Annotated in this window: 14 protein-coding genes; 9 read left to right on the top strand and 5 right to left on the bottom strand. The window is 52.5% G+C overall.

The window, feature by feature from the left end; genetic code table 11:
• Window positions 1-6: 6 nt before the first annotated feature.
• Window positions 7-1,080: a Gfo/Idh/MocA family protein gene (locus PJDR2_RS26150; RefSeq protein ID WP_015846752.1), complete on the bottom strand. Its 1,074-nt coding sequence runs from the start codon at window positions 1,078-1,080 to the stop codon at window positions 7-9.
• Between the two features lie 122 nt (window positions 1,081-1,202).
• On the opposite strand from PJDR2_RS26150, the gene PJDR2_RS26145 reads away from it, so the two are divergent.
• The 3 genes from PJDR2_RS26145 (at window position 1,203) to PJDR2_RS26135 (ending at window position 9,433) form a co-directional block, all read left to right on the top strand.
• On the top strand, window positions 1,203-2,042 hold the full coding sequence (locus PJDR2_RS26145) for an AraC family transcriptional regulator (protein ID WP_015846751.1): 840 nt from the start codon (window positions 1,203-1,205) through the stop codon (window positions 2,040-2,042).
• Window positions 2,043-2,054: 12 nt separating this feature from the next.
• Window positions 2,055-2,603, top strand: a complete 549-nt coding sequence (locus PJDR2_RS26140) for a GNAT family N-acetyltransferase (protein ID WP_015846750.1) — start codon at window positions 2,055-2,057, stop codon at window positions 2,601-2,603.
• A 347-nt stretch (window positions 2,604-2,950) separates the two neighbouring features.
• Window positions 2,951-9,433, top strand: coding sequence for an alpha-amylase family glycosyl hydrolase (locus tag PJDR2_RS26135; RefSeq protein WP_015846749.1), 6,483 nt, complete (start codon window positions 2,951-2,953; stop codon window positions 9,431-9,433).
• Window positions 9,434-10,421: 988 nt separating this feature from the next.
• Here the strand turns inward: PJDR2_RS26135 and PJDR2_RS26130 are convergent.
• The gene (locus PJDR2_RS26130; RefSeq protein WP_015846748.1) at window positions 10,422-11,318 is read right to left on the bottom strand and encodes a LysR family transcriptional regulator; all 897 of its coding nucleotides are present in this window, start codon (window positions 11,316-11,318) and stop codon (window positions 10,422-10,424) included.
• A 128-nt stretch (window positions 11,319-11,446) separates the two neighbouring features.
• On the opposite strand from PJDR2_RS26130, the gene PJDR2_RS26125 reads away from it, so the two are divergent.
• Both PJDR2_RS26125 and PJDR2_RS26120 read left to right on the top strand, forming a co-directional pair.
• The gene (locus PJDR2_RS26125) at window positions 11,447-12,118 is read left to right on the top strand and encodes an O-methyltransferase (RefSeq protein ID WP_085982423.1); all 672 of its coding nucleotides are present in this window, start codon (window positions 11,447-11,449) and stop codon (window positions 12,116-12,118) included.
• Between the two features lie 71 nt (window positions 12,119-12,189).
• Window positions 12,190-13,179, top strand: a complete 990-nt coding sequence (locus PJDR2_RS26120) for an NADPH:quinone oxidoreductase family protein (protein WP_015846746.1) — start codon at window positions 12,190-12,192, stop codon at window positions 13,177-13,179.
• A 79-nt stretch (window positions 13,180-13,258) separates the two neighbouring features.
• Here the strand turns inward: PJDR2_RS26120 and msrA are convergent, their stop codons facing one another.
• From msrA to PJDR2_RS26105, 3 genes are all read right to left on the bottom strand, one after another.
• On the bottom strand, window positions 13,259-13,780 hold the full coding sequence (gene msrA / locus PJDR2_RS26115) for a peptide-methionine (S)-S-oxide reductase MsrA (RefSeq protein WP_015846745.1): 522 nt from the start codon (window positions 13,778-13,780) through the stop codon (window positions 13,259-13,261).
• Between the two features lie 147 nt (window positions 13,781-13,927).
• Window positions 13,928-14,593, bottom strand: coding sequence for an ABC transporter ATP-binding protein (locus tag PJDR2_RS26110; protein ID WP_015846744.1), 666 nt, complete (start codon window positions 14,591-14,593; stop codon window positions 13,928-13,930).
• A gap of 130 nt (window positions 14,594-14,723) precedes the next feature.
• Window positions 14,724-15,473, bottom strand: a complete 750-nt coding sequence (locus PJDR2_RS26105) for a YheC/YheD family protein (protein WP_015846743.1) — start codon at window positions 15,471-15,473, stop codon at window positions 14,724-14,726.
• Between the two features lie 152 nt (window positions 15,474-15,625).
• On the opposite strand from PJDR2_RS26105, the gene PJDR2_RS26100 reads away from it, so the two are divergent.
• The 4 genes from PJDR2_RS26100 (at window position 15,626) to PJDR2_RS26085 (ending at window position 19,707) form a co-directional block, all read left to right on the top strand.
• A complete protein-coding gene (locus PJDR2_RS26100) occupies window positions 15,626-16,888 on the top strand; it encodes a coenzyme F390 synthetase-like protein (protein ID WP_015846742.1) in 1,263 nt (420 codons plus the stop codon).
• The gene (gene sbnA, locus PJDR2_RS26095; RefSeq protein WP_015846741.1) at window positions 16,885-17,883 is read left to right on the top strand and encodes a 2,3-diaminopropionate biosynthesis protein SbnA; all 999 of its coding nucleotides are present in this window, start codon (window positions 16,885-16,887) and stop codon (window positions 17,881-17,883) included. The genes PJDR2_RS26100 and sbnA overlap by 4 nt, the downstream gene beginning before the upstream one ends.
• A complete protein-coding gene (gene sbnB, locus PJDR2_RS26090; RefSeq protein WP_015846740.1) occupies window positions 17,883-18,851 on the top strand; it encodes a 2,3-diaminopropionate biosynthesis protein SbnB in 969 nt (322 codons plus the stop codon). The genes sbnA and sbnB overlap by 1 nt, the downstream gene beginning before the upstream one ends.
• A gap of 199 nt (window positions 18,852-19,050) precedes the next feature.
• On the top strand, window positions 19,051-19,707 hold the full coding sequence (locus PJDR2_RS26085) for a suppressor of fused domain protein (protein WP_015846739.1): 657 nt from the start codon (window positions 19,051-19,053) through the stop codon (window positions 19,705-19,707).
• Window positions 19,708-19,729 lie beyond the last annotated feature (22 nt).

Here is a 19,729-nt window from a genome sequence, read left to right as displayed (position 1 = left end):
TCTCTCCTATTCCATGCGAACCGCAAGATTTTGGGCTAATACGCTAAGCTCGGCAACCTTGAAAGCATGCTCTTGAGTCATGGCATTTTCCGTACGGTGGATGCAATCGAGAATAAGCTGGCCGAAGAACGGATAGCCGACTTGGCCTCTTACCGAAAAATGAAACTCGCCTTCGCCGTTAGCCATATATACCTGATCGCCTTCGGGACTCTTGGCAAGATCCACATATTTGCGGACTTCGATATAACCGTCCGTGCCAAGAATAAGCGTCCGGCCGTCGCCCCAAGTGCTTAGCCCGTCAGGCGTCAGCCAGTCCACCCGGAAATACGCCGCTGCACCGTTATCGCCCGTCAGCATCACGTCGCCGTAATCTTCAAGCTCCGGATAGTCCTTATGATGGTAGTTGGCGATTCGGGACTGTACGACCTGCGCGTCCTTGGCTCCCGTATACGACAGGAACTGTTCGATTTGATGGCTGCCGATATCGCAAATAATGCCGCCGTATTTCTCCCGTTCGAAGAACCATTCCGGTCTGGATTTCGCATTCGTCCGATGCGGTCCCCAGCCCATAACCTGCACAACCCGTCCGATCGCTCCTTGCTCGATTAGTTGGCCAGCGAATAAGGCCCCTTCGTTATGAAGTCTTTCGCCGTAATAAACCATGTACTTGCGTCCGGTCTCGGCGGAAACCCGCTTGGCCTCTTCTAACTGCTCTAGCGTTGTGAGCGGGGCTTTGTCCGTAAAGTAGTCCTTGCCCGCCTGCATCACCCGAAGGCCAAGCGCGCAGCGTTCCGACGTAATAGCCGCGGAAGCAACCAGCTGAATACGGGAATCGGCGAAAATCTCTTCCTCCGAAGCAGCAACCTTAACTTGAGGGTAGGCCTTAACGAACCGGGCAGCCTTTTCCGGATCCGGATCGTACACGTACACAAGCTCGCCGCCTGCTTCGATCAATCCGTTGCACATGCCGTAGACATGCCCGTGGTCCAGCGCGATCGCCGCAAATTGGAACTCCCCTGGCATTACGACCGGATTGGGTTTGCCTTGCGGCGCATAATTCATGCCATCTGATTTATTCAAGCCAGAAACATCTCCTTTAGTGGAATTGCTTCTAGAATATATGGAAAAAGACATCCTTTGTCGCTCGATTTTGCGGTAAAATGTTTATATCTTGCGGTTATCTTGAAAGGGCGGAAAAACGGATGGTTCAGGCAAAAAAATGGTTCGAATACGAGTACCGCAGAACGTCGAGGGACTATTTCCGCGAGGTGTTTCATGCCCATTCCCAAATGGAGCTTACGTACGTGCATGAGGGCCGGGGACTGCTCATTATCGACGGGAAATCGTATTCGATTGAGCCCAATACGCTGTTGGTGTTTCCGCCATTCCAGATGCACCGGATTCAGATTCAAGTAACGGAGGCGGAGCCTTTTATCCGTAGCGTGCTGCTGTTCGAACCGGCTGTGCTGCATGGGTATTTGAATGATTTTCCGAGTCTGAAAAGCTTCTTCCAGCGCTTAATGCTGCAGCAGGCGAATGTGCATCCGGTGAACGCAATGCCGGAGAACGAACCGTTTGTTGCTTTGCTCAGGCAGTTCAGCATAACGATGGGCGGCAAGAGGGAGGCGGATTTCGAGGAAAATATGGGCGTTTTCCTGCTCAGCCTTGTGCATCAGCTAAAGCAAAGCCCGGACGGCGAATCGGCGTATCTGAAAAAGCATAATCTTCATGTAGAAGAGATTATCGGGTGGATTGAGAAGCATTATATGGATCCGTTCCGGCTGGAGGACCTGGCTGGCGAGCTTCACTTGTCGCCTTACCATGTGGCGCATCTGTTCAAGGAATCCACCGGCACGACGATTGTGGCTTATACCCAAGCGACGCGGATCCGGCATGCCTGTTCGCTGCTTCGCAAGACGACCTTGCCGCTATCGGAAATCGGCTACCGGGTGGGGATTGCGAATCCCTCGTATTTCAGTAAAATTTTTCGCCAGATCATGGGCGTGGCTCCGCTGACGTATAGGCAGCATCTAATCAAATAACGAGGTGAAACGATGATTCTTTACCAAGGGAAAGAGAGCGGTCTCCGCATGCTTGAACCGGAGGATGCGGGGCTGTTGATCCGGTGGCTGAGCGATCCGGCTGTGCTGGAGTATTACGAGGGCCGGGATAGGCCGTATGACGCGGCAATGGTTCAGAAGCATTTTTACGAGGACAGGGAAGAGATCGTACCTTGTATTATTCAATATAACGGCGTCGACATCGGGTATCTTCAATTCTATGAAATTGAAGAAGAGGAAAGGGAGTTTTACGGACTCTGGGATGAAGCGGGCAGCATCTATGGGATGGATCAGTTTATTGGCGAGCCTGATTATTGGAACAGGGGAATTGGGTCTGAACTGATCAGGGAAACGGTACAATATGTGGTCAAGGAGCGGGGAGCGCGGAAGATCGTCATGGACCCGCAGACCTGGAATGCAAGAGCGCTAAGAGTGTATGAGAAGTGCTGCTTTAAGAAGGTGAAACTGCTGGAGAAGCGTGAGTGGCATGAGGGGCAATACCGGGATTGCTGGCTGATCGCATATGACGCGGTGAAGGCGTAGAATGTCGGGCAGCCGACACTGCCCGTACCGCCTATATCCCATCTTTTCAATAGCCCCAAATGCGCAAACGGTTGCTCAGAATTTTACCGATTCTGTCGAATAGTAAATTTCTTCTAACCTATCGTTGACTGTAAAGCGTTTTCATAATAGGATGAGGGTAATGAACTTAAGCTGATAAATGCCTAATTTAAGGGCAATGCCTTCCGGTTTTTACTGAAAAAGCCGGAACAACCCCGCTATCTCTTCTAACCAAGGGATAGCTTTTTTTATCAGCGGAAAGGAGCTTTTTACGTCTTGTTGTGCAATCGTTTGCCCAATTTGAATGTACTAGGGAGGATTACGCGCATATGATGAAGCATGTAAGGAACAGAAATCAGACAAGAGTATGGTCGCTGCTGCTGGCGATCATGATGGTTATTCAGGTGGTGGGGCTGATGCCCAAGCAGGTTCAAGCAAGCGCTGTCAGCGGAACCTATGCGGAGGCTGGCACGATTCATTTTGTTCTGCCGAAATCGTCGGTCAGCATTACGGCCAAAGGCGATTTCAACAGTTGGGGCGATCCGGCCGTAACGCTGGCCGATGAGGACGGGGACGGTACTTACACGGCAGAGGTAACGGGTGATGCGCCTAACAAGGCTTACGGCTACAAGTTTCTGGTGAACGGCAACTGGCTGGATGATCCGAATCTGAGCGTGACTTCGGATGAGAACAGCAAGATTCATCTGAGCTATACGCCGCATTTCAAGGTGGCGGGAAGCTTTGATACGAATGCTTTTGCCGATCAGCACGAGATGGCGCTTCATGAGGGAAATTACACGTTTGCGGCTGAATCGCTGGCGGACGGGACTTATACGTATAAATTTATTTCTGCGGCTGACGGGCTGCCAAGCATTTGGTTCCAGGATCCTACGAATTCGGAAACGTCGAACGGGAACAGCAAAATCCTTGTTGGGCAGCCGCCGGCAAATGCTCCGACAGCGGATGTGTTCGCAAACCAGCCGGGAGGCAGTGCCAAATGGGTGGTTGCGGGATCCTTCCAAGGGTGGAATAACGCTTCGGCGGATACGCTCATGAGTCATTTGGTCGGCGAGTTCTACGCTTATTCGACTGTACTGGACCCGGGCCATTACGAGTTCAAGCTGGTCCGTCAAGGAACATGGGACGGTTATTCGGATAACGGGAATAACTTTGCTTTTGACCTGGCGGCTCAATCGAAGGTGAATATCTATGTCAATGACGAGCTTGCGAAGGTACGGATCAGCGTGCCGGGAGCAAGCGGCATTCCGCAATACGCGCCGGTTCTTGGCGCGGCGGAATGGCCGAGGCTTGTTGGCGATATTCAAGCTGTCTATGGCGAGTCGACCTGGGCGCCTGATCAAGCGAAGCAGCTTTTTGTCGATTACAATTTCGACGGCTCGGTGTATAAGCTGCAGCGTACGGTGCCTGCAGGCCGTTATGAGATGAAGGTTGTTCAGGGCGACAACTGGTCGGCTAATAATTACGGATCGGGCAACGACAATTTTATTTTGACGACACTGGATCCGGCCGATATCACGTTTAGCACCGTGCCTGCAGAACGGACGCTCGTGACGAATTACAAGCCGGCGGACAGCCAGTTTGACGGGATGATCAAGCGCGACAAGCTGCTGTTTGATTCCCGGTCGGTTACTTACAAGAAGCCGTTTGGCGCGATAAAAGAAGGCACCGAGGATGTAACGCTCCGCATTGCGACGGAAGCGGGCGACGCGCAGGTCGTACGCGTGGAGCTGAGCAATCCGGAAGGTCTCGCTTCCGCGTTTGATATGCACAAAGCGACTTCCTTTGACGACAAGGATTATTGGGAAGTGACGATCCCGGGCTCGACGTTCCAGGGCATCGGGGTATGGGGTTACAAGTTTATTCTGATCGACGGAACGGCAAAGGTGGAATACGGCGACGACGGTTCGCGCGGCGGTACCGGTACAACGGCGGACGAAGGCGTGCTGCCTTACGATCTGACCGTTTACGATAAAGATTTTACGACGCCGGATTGGATGAAAAATGCCGTTGTCTATCAGATCTTCCCCGACCGCTTCTATGACGGCAACAAGGACAATAACCGGGCGAAGACGGAAGACGGCTACCGCGGGCCTGCAGATGGGGATGGTACAACGGCCGGCGTGACTTCGAAGGGCGGCTATGAACTGCAATATTTTGACGGCGGAGTGGCCAATGATCCAACGCCGGATCAGGTGGACGGAACATGGTCGACCATGCCGGAAAACCCGGACCGGATCTCGCCGGAGCAGAAACCTTACTTCCCGGATGCCAAATCGGACGGCGTATGGACCAACGAGTTCTACGGCGGCGATATCCAAGGAGCTTCGCAGAAGCTGGAGTACCTGAAATCCATTGGCGTAAACGTCATCTACTTCAACCCGGTTGCCTGGGCAGGCTCAAACCATAAGTACGATGCAACCGACTACGAGCATCTGGATCCGATGTTTGGCGAGCCGGTTTACAATACGCCCGGCGATCCAAGCTCCGGGCTGGATTACGAAGCGACGAGGGTGGCTTCCGACCGCGTTTTCACCGAATTTGCGAAAAAAGCTCATCAGATGGGGATTATGCTCATTGTTGACGGCGTGTTTAACCATGTCGGCGACGACTCGATTTATTTTGACCGCTATGAGAAATATCCGGAGATCGGAGCTTACGAGTTCTGGGCAAAAGTGTACGACAAGGTGAATGACAATGGCTTAGCGCTTGATGCAGCGAAGCAGCAGGTTATTGATTCCTTTACCGCACAGATCAACCCGGCTACGGGCAAGCATTACGCGTATCCGGAAGATTTCGATTTTACAACCTGGTTTACGGTATCCAATGAAAAGGTAGACGGCCATTACAAATACGAAGGCTGGTGGGGCTACGATTCCTTGCCTGTCATTGATGCTCCGACGCCTGCCGCGGGCGATACGGAAGGCCTTGCGGGCAACCATGAATGGAACGTTCAAGGCTACCGCGACCTTGTTATCGGCCATAATCTGACGGGCAAGACGGATGAAGAAGCCTCCGCGATGATGCAGGAGGCGAACTCGCAGCGCTGGGGCTGGATGGGGGCAAACGGCTGGCGTCTCGACGTTGCGCCGGATGTATCCGCGGGCACCTGGCAGAAGTTCCGCGAAGCGGTGAAGTCGACGGAAGGCCGCAAGGACAGCAACGGCGAGACCATTCCAGAGCCGATTATTCTTGGCGAAGAGTGGGGAGTAGCTACGCGATTCCTGCTTGGGGACCAGTTCGATTCGGTGATGAACTACCGTTTCCGCGGCGCGCTGCAAAGCTTTATTCTTGGCGGCAACGCCCAGCAGTTTAACGATGCGCTGGAATCGATCCGCGAGGATTATCCGGCCGAGGCTTGGGAAGTGATGCTCAATCTGGTCGATTCCCATGATACGATCCGTTCGATTACGAAATACGATAAGCCGGAATGGGAAGAGGAGCATTTGGCGATTGCGCCGGAAGCTTCGGACAAAGCGCTGAAGATGCAGGCGCTGACCGCGATTTTCCAAATGGGTTATCCGGGTGCTCCAACGATTTATTACGGGGATGAGGTTGGTCTTGCCGGTACAAAAGATCCCGACTCCCGCCGCACCTTCCCTTGGGAGCGCGTATCGGAATCCGGTGGAGAATATACCGGGGTTGGGAAATACGCGTCTTTGTTCGATACGTATCAGAAGGCAGGCACCGTGCGCGATAACAATGAAGTGTTCCGTACAGGTGAGCTGAAGACGGCTTATAATACCGGCGATGTCATTGCCTATGCACGGAAAACGGGCAGCCAAGGCGGACTTGTCGTAGTGAACCGAGGCTCTTCGGATGTATCCATCCAAGCGGATGTGGCAGGCTTCCTGCCGGAGGGACTGACGCTGAAAGACCAGCTTGGCAGCAATGCGGAAGCATCTGTTGCAGGTGGCAAAGTAACGCTGACGGTAAAAGCGATGAGCGGTCTTATGATGACGTCGACCTCGGAGTTGGTTCAAGTTCCTCAGGTGATGAATGTGCATGCGGCTAGCGGCAACGGGCAAGTGGCTCTGACCTGGGATGCGGTAGCTGGAGCTTCCGGTTATAACGTATACCGCGCGGCGATTGAAGGCGGTCAGCTGCAGTTGGTTGGACAGCCGGCGGATGCAAGCTGGACCGATACGAATGTTGTGAACGGCAAGAAATATTACTACACGGTGACGGCCGTGACGAAGGATGGAGAAAGCCCGCTCAGCGTATACGGCTCGGCAACGCCATCGTTCCCGGTCAGCAGCGTGGAGGTTACCAAACAGTCGGAGGAAGTAACGCTTGGCGTTGGCCATAAGACCTCCGACATTGAAATAACGATCGATATTCCCGGTCTGACGGACAACGCGGCTTACGCCGGCAAAGAAGCGCCAAACGTCATTGGACGCCTTGCGTTCTACAAAGATGGCGCAGGCAAAGCAACGGCTGAAGATACGAAGCTTCGCTATAAGTCCGATACGGAAGACGGCAGGAAAGTATATTGGGCTGCTTTTGAACCAACGGAAGCGGGAACGTATCGCTATTTTGCCAAAATATTTACGGATAACGGCGAGTCGTATACCGAATCGGCTGAGGCAGCGGTGCTGGTTCAGGCGGACAGCTCGGATACGGAAGCACCGAAGGCTCCCGTGCTTGCGGAGATTGCGGTGGAATCCAACCGCGTAATGCTGAACTGGACGGAGGATTCCGAGGAAACAACAGTGGATCATTACGAGATTTTCCGCAAGACGGCAAATTCGGGGTTTGTGAAGATTGCTGCGGCGGTCAAAACAGCGGTGTCCTATGTAGACTTTACGGTCAGCAACGATAAAGCTTATACGTACAAGGTAGCTGCCGTGGACAGCGCGTATAATCGGGCTTACTCGGGCGAGCAATCGGTGACGCCAAAGCTTGTTATGGTGGACGTGAAGCTCCGCGTTCATTTGCCAAGCTATACGCCGGTTAAGGACGATATTTATTTGGCGGGCGATCTGAACGGCTGGAATTCGGCAGGCAACAAGCTGACCGTTCCAAGCGGCGCCACCACTCGCGATGTGGTCGAATACAGCTTCAAAATGATGGCGGGCAAGTCGATTCAATACAAATATACCCGCGGTACCTGGGCAACGGAGGCATTTACCTCGCATGCCCGCCTGGCGAATGATAATGTGGATGCCGGGAATTATGCGTACTCCTCGACGGATACGAATATGAGGCTGACGATTAAGAACCAGGGCGGCAATACGATGGTTGTCGACGATTACGTCCTGCGCTGGGTGGATATGCCGATGATCTTGACGATGCCGCGTATCTCGTATGGCGAGGATATCTCGTACGATACCAAGGAAGAGTCGTTTACGCTGCGTGCCAATGTGCCTTATGGCGTAGACTTTACGATCAACGATCAGCCTCTGGCTGACGGAGCAATGGATGCTTACGGCAACGTGTATGCGGAAAATATTCCGCTTCAACGGGGCGAGAACCGTTTTAAGCTTCACATTGAACCAAGCGCCGAGACGCTGGCACAGGATTGGTACACGGATAAAGGCCGCGCTTCGCAAGCGACCAAAACGATGGACCTTGTTATTACGAGAGACGGCGGCGATAGCGAAAACGGCAACGGTAATGGAAACGGCAGCAGCGGCGGCGGAGTGACGCCGGGCAGCTCTTCGGTGACGGTGACCGAACAGCAGTTGAAGGATGCGGTTAAGCAAGCCGGAGACAGCAAAGTGACAATTGCGGTTGATGGGAAAGCGGAAGTGCTCCTGCCGGTCGGGGCTGCTGATCTGTTGGGCGGCAAGCCGCTGGAACTGAAGCAAGGAGATCTGACACTGCTCATCCCAAGCGCAATGCTGCAAGAGCTGATGAAGAAAGCGGGAGGCTCTGTGTCTAGTGCTGCTTCTCATATTGTCCTGCAGCTTAAGCCGCTGGATGCTGCGGCGGAGCGGGATTTGCTGAAAAAGGCTGCGGCGGTTGACGGTTCGGAGTTAAGCCCGGCTTCTGCCGTTATTGAGTTCCGCCTAGCGTTAGTGGATGGCAATGGCAAGGAAGCAGCGGTATTAAGCAAGTTCGAAGAACCGCTGAAGCTGACATTCAAGCTGGACAGCAAGGCAGATAAGAAGCTGACCGGTATTTATTATGTGGCAGACGACGGTAAGCTGGAATATGTCGGAGGAACGTTAAATGCAGACGGTACAATAACGGCAGATATTCAGCATTTCTCCAAGTATGCGGCATTGGAATACTCGAAGATATTTGGAGATGTTCCATTGACTCATTGGGCTTGGGAAATGATCAGGGAGCTGGCATCCAAGCATGTTGTAACAGGAGTAACGGCAGACCGGTTTGAACCGGAACGCAGCGTGACCCGTGCCGAATTTGCCGCCTTGCTTGTTCGGGCAATGAACCTGCAGGCGACCAAGCCGACGGGCTTCACGGATGTAGCAGCCAGCAGCTGGTATGCCGATAGCGTTGCGGCAGCGGCAGAAGCAGGCATCATCAAAGGGCGTACCGCTACAAGCTTTGCTCCAAACGCAGTTATTATGCGCGAAGAGATGACCGTCATGCTCATGCGCGCATACGAAGTGAAAAGCGGCAAGAAACTGGAGAGCAGTGCGGATGGCAGCACGGATGGCAGCACCTTCACCGATTCCGCCGCTATCCATGACTGGGCGAAAGCGTCCATTGATGCAGCCGTTAAGCTAGGCTTCCTCAATGGCAAAGGCCAAGGTAAATTCGATCCGCAAGGCAATACCACACGCGCCGAAAGCGCGAAGGTGATTTACAAGCTGCTAGGCTTATAGATGAGGAAAAAGCAATAAAGCGAAAAAGCTGTCCCATTGGGGCAGCTTTTTCGCATCTTTGTGGTGGCGCTGGGGAAAGTAGGTCACTCTCAATGTGAGCCGTGGTCGAGTAGCAGGCAAAAAGCCTGCTGCATGCGGAAAGATGAGAGGCAGCTAGCTGCTAGTGGTCGAGTAGCAGGCAAAAAGCCTGCTGCATGCGGAAGGAGGAGAGGCAGCTGGCTGCTAGTGGTCGAGTAGCAGGTAAAAAGCCTGCTGCATGCGGAAGGAGGAGAGACAGCTGGCTGCTGGTGGTCGAGTAGCAGGCAAAAAGCCTGCTGCATGCGGAAGGAGGAGAGGCAGCTGGCTGCTAGTGTTCGAGTAGCAGGCAAAAAGCCTGCTGCATGCGGAAAGATGAGAGGCAGCTGGCTGCTAGTGGTCGAGTAGCAGGCAAAAAGTCTGCTGCATGCGGAAAGATGAGAGGCAGCTAGCTGCTAGTGGTCGAGTAGCAGGTAAAAAGCCTGCTGCATGGGAAAGATGAGAGGCAGCTGGCTGCTAGTGTTCGAGTAGCAGGTAAAAAGCCTGCTGCATGGGAAAGATGAGAGGCAGCTGGCTGCTAGTGTTCGAGTAGCAGGTAAAAAGCCCGTTACAATGAGCGAAATAAGAGGAAAAAACCGACTTACGATCGAGAAAGAGCTGGACAGTAGGTTGCGATGAGCGAAATAAGAGGAAAAACCCGACTTGCAGAGTGGAGGAGCTGGGATAGTAGGTTGCGGGGAGTTAAGTAAGAGGAAAAAACCGACTTGTAGTGGAGATGGGCTGGGATAGTAGGATGCGATGAGCGAAATAAGAGGAAAAACCCGACTTGCAGAGTGGAGGAGCTGGGATAGTAGGTTGCGATGAGCGAAATAAGAGGAAAAACCCGACTTGTAGTGAAGATGAGCTGGGATAGTAGGGCACGTCAAATTTAGGTTAAAAGCTACTCCTAATTAAGTGAATCCGTATGCGAGGTCTACCTCACATACGGATTTTGCCGGATCATCTGCACCAGGTTCTTCGCCGAGGCGGGGAGCGGCTCATTTTTGCGGGTACAGATGGCGATTGTGTTCTTGAGGTCGATTCCTTCGACATAGACTCGGGCGAGCTCGCCGCGTTCCACGTATTCGCGGACCACGAGGGAGGAGACGAAGTTTGCCCCGTAGCCTGCGATTACGGCTGTGATCGCTTCGTGCAGTCCGTTAAATTGCAGGGAGATGGTCGGAATGGCTGAATTGTAGGTACGGCATAAAGATAACAGACGTTCCCGGGTCGAGCTGCCTTCCTCGCGCATAACAAACGGCTCCTTCATCATCTCAGGCAGCGTGACCTGCTGATTGGCATACCGGTGGCCTGGCGCAACAACAAACCATAGTTCGTCATGGAACAGTTCTTCAATATGAATCGTGTCCGGATAATTCTCGGCCATTCCGCCAAATATGGCGATATCGACTTCGACGTCCAGCAGCTGTTGTAAGGCTCCGCTGGAATTAGTTGTCGTGATATTCATCTCGACCTGCTCGAACTGCTGCTTGAACTTGGCGATCCAAGCCGGGATAAGGAAGTGGGCGGGCAAATAGGTTGCGGCAAGCCGGATGCTTCCGATGGTGCCGCTGTTGTAATTCATGGCAAATTGCTCGATTTGATGCTCCACGGCAAATAGTCGTTTAGCCAGCACGGCCAATTCCTCACCTGCATCGGTTAAAGCGATTCCTCTTCCTTGAGGCTTGAAGAGAGTGAGCATCAGCTCTTTCTCAAACTTCTTGATCTGAGCCGTAATAGCAGGTTGGCTAATGTTCAGCAGCTCCGAAGCACGGGTTACGCTCCCCGCAGCGGCAATGGTATGAAACAAACGCAAGGCATGCAAATTCACAACTAGCCACTCCAATCCATTTATACATAAAATATATAAGTCCAAGAAAAACATATACTATTCTTATCATTATAACTCGCTTACTATGGAAGTAGAAGGTCATCCCAAAGCGAGGAGAAGTGATTATGATGAGTACATTGCACACTTGGGAAAAAGTTGATGCCTACCTGACGGAGCAACTCATTCAGCAGGATACAATTCTGGAGCAGGTACTGGCGAACAACAAGCAGGCCGATCTGCCTGCCATCGATGTGGCCCCTAATCAAGGGAAGCTGCTTAGCCTTTATGCTCAAATGATTGGCGCGGAACGGATATTGGAGATTGGCACGTTAGGCGGCTACAGCACGATCTGGATGGCAAGAGCACTGCCGGAGCACGGAAAGCTAATCACACTAGAGCTTGATCCCCATCATGCGACTGTCGCCGGACAAAATATCGGATTAGCAGGACTTAGCCAAAAGGTAGAGGTAAGAATAGGAGAAGCGCTGGAGCAATTAGCAAAGCTGGACGAGGAGGGGGCCGCGCCTTTTGACCTCATTTTTATTGATGCCGACAAACCTAATAATCCCCATTATCTGCAATGGGCGCTGCGCTTTTCCCATCCCGGCACGGTTATCATTGGCGACAATGTCGTTCGGGATGGAGAAGTAACAAACAGGCATAGCACGGATCCCCGCGTTCAAGGCGTACGTAAATTTATGGAGCTGCTTGCGGAGGATCCGCGGATTACGGCAACGGCTATCCAGACGGTTGGAGCCAAAGGTTACGACGGCTTTGCGCTGGGGATTGTAAAAAGCTAACTACTCAATTTGGATGTGCCTCTCTCTTTCCGCTACAATAGAAGAAAAGAAACCGAAGGAGTGGATGCAGAGTGGATCACTTCCGTGCTTTAGTAGCGGATAACAATGGGGAAGAAGCACCAAAGCTAGCGATTAAAAATTTGACTATCGCCGACCTGCCTGAAGGAGAAGTAACCGTTCGAGTTACCTACTCCAGCGTGAACTATAAAGACGGAATGGTTGGGATTTGGGGACGAATGATAAAGAGCTATCCGCATATCCCGGGTATTGACTTATCCGGTACCGTAGCCGAATCTACCGATCCGCGTTATAAGCCGGGGGATGAGGTCATTGTAACGAGCTATGGTCTTGGCGTAACGCATCATGGAGGATACAGCGAGCTGGCGCGGGTTCCCGCAAGCTGGGTGGTTCCGCTGCCAAGCGGACTTACGCAACGCGAGGCCATGATCCTGGGAACGGCGGGCTTTACGGCGGCATTATCCGTTCAGCGGCTTGAGGATAACGGTCTAACACCGGAGAAAGGTCCGGTCGTTGTCGCGGGTGCAAGCGGCGGGGTAGGAAGTGTCGCCGTCAACATACTTGCCAAACGCGGTTACGAGGTAACGGCAAGCACAGGAAGACTCAGCGAAGAGGCTTACTTGAAGGAGCTTGGCGCCAAGCATGTCATTCACCGGGATGAGCTGACGGAATCGGAACGCAAACCGATCCGGCGACCGCTCTGGGCGGCAGCGGTTGATCCCGTTGGGGGAAAAACACTTTCCTACCTGCTGAGCACGCTCCAATACGGCGGATCCGTTGCCACAAGCGGATTAACCGGCGGCGTTGAAGTCGAAACCTCCGTTTATCCTTTTATTCTTAGAGGGGTGAACTGGCTTGGCATTGATTCGGTGGAATGTCCGATGGAGCTCCGCAGACGGGTATGGGAACGGCTCGCAACAGACTTGAAACCAACGATGCTAAGCAACACGATCGTAAAAGAAATCCAGTTGGAGCAGCTTCCGGAGGAGCTTGCTCTCATTCTGCAAGGACAAGTGCGCGGCCGGACTATCGTAAGGCTTTGATAAAAAAAGAAAACCCGCTTGGTTTACCGTATTAGCAATAACGGCAGGCCAAGCGGGTTTGTTTTTGCGATAGACGGAATTATTTCCAGTTCTGCTCAATAAACTCGTCGCGTCCGGACTGGGCGCGGTCTTCCTTGTAATGCTTCGGATTCTTCTTGTGGTAATCCTGATGATAATCCTCTGCCGGATAGAAGGTTTCCGCCTCCCGGATCTCCGTCGCAATCGGCTTGTCGAAGCGCTCGGACAACGCCAGTTCCTGTTTGGAAGCAAGGGCGAGTTCCTTCTGCTCCTCATTATAATAGAAGATAGCGGTGCGGTACTGGCTCCCGCGATCTTGGAACTGTCCTTCATCATCGGTTGGATCAATCTGGGGCCAGAACAGCTCAAGCAAGCGTTCATAAGGGAATACCGCCGGGTCGAACGTAATCTGGACGACCTCGAGATGACCGGTTGTCCCTTTTTTTACCTCTTCATAAGTCGGATTGGCCAAATGGCCGCCCATATAACCGGATACAATTCCGTGAATGCCTGGAAGCTCCTCAAACGGCGTAACCATACACCAGAAGCATCCTCCGGCAAAAGTTGCATGCGTAAGTGACATTATACATAACCCTCTCTTGCTTAGACTTGCTATTTTTCCTTCCCTAAAAGTAACTTGTCCAGCGCAAGAAGTCAATTTCGCCGCTCCCATACGCCAATAAGCCCCATAACCCTCCGCATACAGCCGGAAAGCAATGAGGCTTAAGGTTTAAGCGATAGCTCCGTCTCTAATATATAAGATTCGGTCTGCACACGAAGCTACCGCCTGATCATGGGTGATTAGGATAATCGTGCGGCCTTCGGCATGCAGCTTGGCTAAGAGCGCCATGATTTCTTTTCCCGTATGTGAATCGAGCGCGCCTGTAGGTTCATCCGCGAGCAGTATCGAAGGATTTGTTGCAAGCGCTCTCGCTATTGCGACCCTTTGTTGCTGCCCCCCTGACAATTCCGCCGGACGGTGATGCAGATGTCCGCTCAGCCCAACCGATTCGAGCGTATCCAGCACCGCTTTTTTTCTCTGATGGCCGGGAACTCCCCGGTAAATTAACGGCAGCTCTACATTGTCGTAGGCCGACAAAGTTGGTATCAGATTATAGCTTTGAAAAATAAACCCGATCCGCCTGTTGCGCACATCCGCCAGTTGATTATCGCCCATTGTCGATACCCGTCTGCCCTCCAGCACGTAAGTGCCGCTGTCGGCAGTATCCAGGCAGCCCATGATATTCATGAGCGTAGATTTACCGGAGCCGGACGGCCCTTGAATGGCAACAAACTCGCCTTCCTGCACTTCCAGCGAAATATGCTGCAAAGCCGTGTAACGCTGCCCGCCCATTCGGTAATGCTTCGTAATCTGCTCCATTTGAACCAAGGACATCCTTTTGACCCCTCCTAAAAGAATTGGCGCACGCTCTTGGCGTCAATTCTTACTTCGTAAGCATTGACCTACTATAGAGGTTATTCAAAAAGCTTGTTCAATTTTCCGGTTTTTCCGGCTTGTTCACAACTTAAGTTCTGCGGGCATTCAGCTTGCGCAAATGGAGAATGCGATTATACATCGTCCGCGTCGGAAGCTTCTTGAAGGGGATGGCCTCAGGGGTTGTATTCACTTCGAGAATCCAAGGATGCAGCTGCTGGTCCAGCGCAATGTCGAAGCCCAGCTCGTTTAAGAAAGGATACTTGGCCTTGAGCATATGCGCGCTTTCGATACACAAGCTGTTTAGCTGAGAAGTCACCCTGCGAACAAGCTCGGCTCCGCCATGGGATGCTATAACGGAACTGAAGGTGTAGATTTCGGCGCCTTGCGCCCCATTGGTTACCGCCATGCCTTGCTGGGCAACCCGGGCAAGCATGCCGGTGATCTGCCAGCGCCCGTACTCGTTCAGCTGTAACTCGACCCGCAGGTCGTAGATCCGGTTTTTGAACCTGGACAAATGGATGCCGCGTTGAATAATGTATTTGGCGCCCTGGATTTTGTACGTTAAGGAAGCAACAAGCTGGGCCCAGGTCAGATTTCTTCTTCTTTTTGCTCCGAGCTGATAGGAATAGGTGCCGTTCCTGTACTCCACTCGCATAACTCCAACGCCGTGGGACCCTCTGTTTGGTTTTACATAGACCATTTGATAGAGCCGCAGCATGCTTTTCAAAGAGCTTTCGCTAAACAGGAGAGTATGCGGAACATGACTACGGATTGAAGCCTTTTGGTTAAGAACAATGGTTTTGGCCCATTTGTTATATAAGCCTCTTCTTTTTCTCATAGGGACACAATCTTCCTCCGTCTTCCTGACATGATAGTCTTACAAAGTTAAGATATGCTTGCCTTTTCTGCTTCGAGTGGGCTTTATGCGGGGCGATTCTCTTTTGGGGCGCATAGGATGGTAGAATGATCGACTGAAATGGAGGATGCTTCATGCCTATTTCTATGAATTTACCTTCTCTACGCGCCAAATGGGAGGAAGTGAGACAGCTGTATCCTTGGTATAAAGAGATGACCGGGGATAATAAGGACTTCAATTGGGAGGATGTTCCGCTTCTCACGCAGGACAGATTGCTTCCCTATTACGAGAGTGACGAAAGGACCGTTCCGCAAGACTGGAATGTCTATCGGACTTCGGGTACAAGCGGCAATAAACGCAAAGCTATCTATTATGATGCAAGCGACGAGGAAGCTTATATTCAGTATAAAAAAGAGATGTTTGCGGAGCTCCTCAAAAACTATGAGGTTTCCCGGGCATTAAGCGATATGGGGACAGGTCATGCGGAAGCTACGGCGGTACAAATATTCGAAGAACTAGGCCTTGCATGCGAGTCGGTTCCTTTTGGCCTGCCTGCAGCCGCTCATTTGATCCGTATTGCGGAGTATCGGCCGGATGTATTGTATACGATGCCTTCGCTGCTTGACGGGATGCTTCGCGTTGCTCCTCCGGATTTTAACTGGGGCGTGCAATGCGTCATTCTGGTTGGGGAGCCGGCACCGCCCGCGTGGCGGCAGCGGGTTGCGGAACGTCTTGGCATTACCGAGCAGGATATCATGGATACGCTGGGCAGCATCGAGATCGGAACGATTGCTTATTATGACCGGTCGATCGAACGGTATGTTTGCATGGATGACATTATAGCCGAGGGCGTGGAACCGGCTGCGGCAGGCCTGCCCGATGTCGGGCTTCCTGCGGGGGAGCAGCTGCTGGTGTTAACCTCGCTTGTGCGGCGGCGTTTCCCGGCGCTTCGTTTCGTCACTTACGATGTCGTCCGGAATTTAAGGGTGGAGGAGCGGGAAGGCAAGCAGGTTACTACCTTTGACGCTATTGTGAAGCGGGTTGGCCCGGAGCTGAAGCATGGGGAAAAAATCAGCGTTTACGACATCGAAAATGCTATCTTCAAGCATGTCCGGCAAGCCGTGGTGAAGGTGCTTGTGAACGGCAATAAGCTGCAGATCAACATTACGACAACTGATGGCTTAAATGAAGAAGCGCGGACTGCGGTTCGCGATGAGCTGCATAGCACCATTCCTGCGATCGGCGCGATGATACGGGGCGGCCTGCTGGAACAAATGGATGTATTGTTTATTGGCGAAGATACGGACTCCGCTTCGCCGGAGGGAACGGGAAAGAAGCCGATTAAGCAGAAAAAGCTGTTTGTGCAGCAGAGCAGCGAAGGAAGGGATCGTGGATGAGCGTTTACGATAATATTGCGTCCATGATTGGCAATACTCCCATGGTGAAGCTGGGGAGATTGTTTGAGCATGCCGATTTTGAGGTGTACGCGAAGCTGGAGATGCATAATCCCGGCGGTAGCGTAAAGGACCGTCCAGCAAAGGCTATGCTGGAGGCCGCGTTATTGGATGGCCGGATCAAACCCGGCTCCGTTATTGTAGAGTCCAGCTCGGGCAATCTGGCGGTAGGGCTTGCGCAGCTATGCAACACGATGGGCTTCAAGTTTATTTGCGTGGTAGATCCCAAAACAACGGAAGCGAATCTCCGCGTTCTCCAGGCTTATGGCGCGAGAGTTGATCTGGTCGAGAAGCCTGATCCGGAGACGGGAGAATTTGTGCCGGCACGGCTTGCCCGCGTTCGCCGCTGGCTGAAGCGGCTGCCGGATGCTTTTTGGCCGAACCAGTATGGCAACAAAAATAATGCCTTGTCCCATCAGCAGACAACGATGGCGGAGATGGCTGCCGATCTTCCGAAGCTGGACTATTTGTTCTGCGGCGTTAGTACCTGCGGAACGATTCGGGGCTGCGTGGATTACATCCGGGAAAACGGACTGCAGACGAAAGTCATTGCGGTAGATGCGGAAGGCAGTATTATTTTTGGCGGGGAGAAGGGAAAGGTCACGCGTTTGCTGCCCGGACTTGGGGCAGGCATTAAGCCGGGGCTTTGTCCGGACGAAGGTATTCATGAGGTTGTTCGCGTGAACGACCGCGATTGTATCGCTGGCTGCCGGAAGCTGGTTCGCATGGAATCCATTCTGGCTGGAGGCTCCTCCGGAGGAGTGATATCGGCCGTTGAAAAATATAGTCCATTCATCGAGCCCGGCTCAACCTGTGCAGTGCTGCTGCCGGACCGGGGAGAACGCTATTTGAATACCGTTTACGACGATACGTGGGTATTGCGGATATTCGGCGCTGATTTTACGTCCGGTCTGCATAAGCAAGGAGGAATCATTTAATGATTTATTTGAATGAACGGGATCTTGCGAAGATCGGCATTGACTGGCCGGCATTAGCCGAACTTATTGGAGATGCGGTGGCTGCTTACGCCGCCGGCGAGTGCGCGCAGCCGATAAAGCCTTATCTGAAATACGGAGATGAACGTAACCGGATTATTGCAATGCCTGCTTTTGTCAGCCGGCCAGTGAGGGCTGCCGGGCTGAAGTGGATTGCCAGCTTTCCTGGCAATATAGAGAACGGATTGCCGAGAGCAAACAGCGTTACGATACTGAATGACCCGGACACCGGCGTTCCCGTTGCGATGGTGCAGGGCAGCCTCATTAGCGCTATCCGGACAGCAGCGGTGAGCGGCGCGATGCTGCGCAAGCTGGTTGCGGAAAGAGAGGGGCCGCTGCAGGTGGCGTTGATTGGCATGGGGCCAATCGGGCGGATGCATGTTCATATGTTAAACGGCCTACTGGGTGACCGGATCAGCCGAATTTCCGTCTTTGACCATAGGAACGTTGAGGTAGAAGAGTGGCTGAAGGGCGTTCCGGCTGTGATTCCGGTCGAGAAAGCAGCGTCCTGGCAGGAAGCTTACCGGGGAGCGGACGTGGTGTTTACTTGCACGGCTGCGCCGGAGCGTTATATTGATGAGCCTGCCAAGCCGGATGCGATTCTGATGCATGTATCGCTGCGCGATTATCAATTGGAGGCATTGTCTAACGTGGGCACGATCATCGTCGACAGCTGGGAGGAGATATGCCGGGCGGATACGGATACGGAGCGTCTGCATTTGCATGCCGGCTTGCGGGCAGAAGATACGTTAACACTGGCCGATGCGCTGGCAATTCCTCTGGACCGAATCATTCGACCTGCGGGACCAACGCTATTTACGCCAATGGGCCTTGCGATCTTTGATGTCGCCGTAGCGGCGTATTACGCAGAGGCTGCGAAGCGGCTTGGCGTGGGTCTGAAATTGGAATAGGAAGAAAAGGGCTGTTCCTAACGGGACAGCCCTTTTCTTCGGAGCAGCTGGAACAGTCTTGTCTGACCAACGAAACGCAGCATCGTTATTTTGGCTAGTTCTCACGTTTCGTTAGAATCGGGGTTAAACACCAGAGAGATTATGCCGATGAAAATATTGGAAATGTTGTGTAGTTAATTACTCTCGTGGAGGCGGTCAGGTGGTACAGTCGGTATCGGTGGGGAACTTTGAAAAGCTTCAAAATCATGTAGAAAAATATATAGGTCCAATTCATGGCGTATTCAGGGAGATCGTGTCTGGCGAATTGCAGCTTGATGTTATTGTCGCAGCGCCAACGAAAAAACGGAACTGCTTTACGCTTGTTACTTACGGAATGAGCAGCTTGCCTATGAATGTGCCCTCTGGTGCGGAAGAGTACCGTTATGCGGAATTAATGATTTCTTTGCCTCCAAGCTGGAAGCTTTCGAATGAAGACTTTAAGGATGAGCGTCATTATTGGCCGGTCCGTGCGCTGAAGACGTTGGCCAGATTTCCACATGAGCATAAAACCTGGCTGTTTATGGGGCATAGTCTTGCGAATGGGCATCCGGCCCAACCCTATAGCGAGGATGCGAAATTTCGGGGAATGCTATTAACCCTGCCCGAAGTAGAGGATAAAAGGGAATTCTTCAACCTGGAGCTTGAAGATAAAGTCGTCCACTTCTTTTCGTTGATTCCGATTTATCAGGAAGAGATGGACTATAAGCTGAAGCATGGCGAAGAAGCTTTGATCGGCAAACTAAACAAAATCGGGACAGACGATATCGTTTCGGTTAACCGTAAAAACGCGTGCAAAAAGCTTTTTGGCCTATTTTAAAGCGCGGATTAATAAAGTAGCA

Source organism: Paenibacillus sp. JDR-2 (genome assembly GCF_000023585.1).
GTDB lineage: Bacteria > Bacillota > Bacilli > Paenibacillales > Paenibacillaceae > Pristimantibacillus.
The sequence above is the reverse complement of the archived record's forward strand: the minus strand, read 5'-3'. Positions and strand labels throughout refer to the sequence as shown.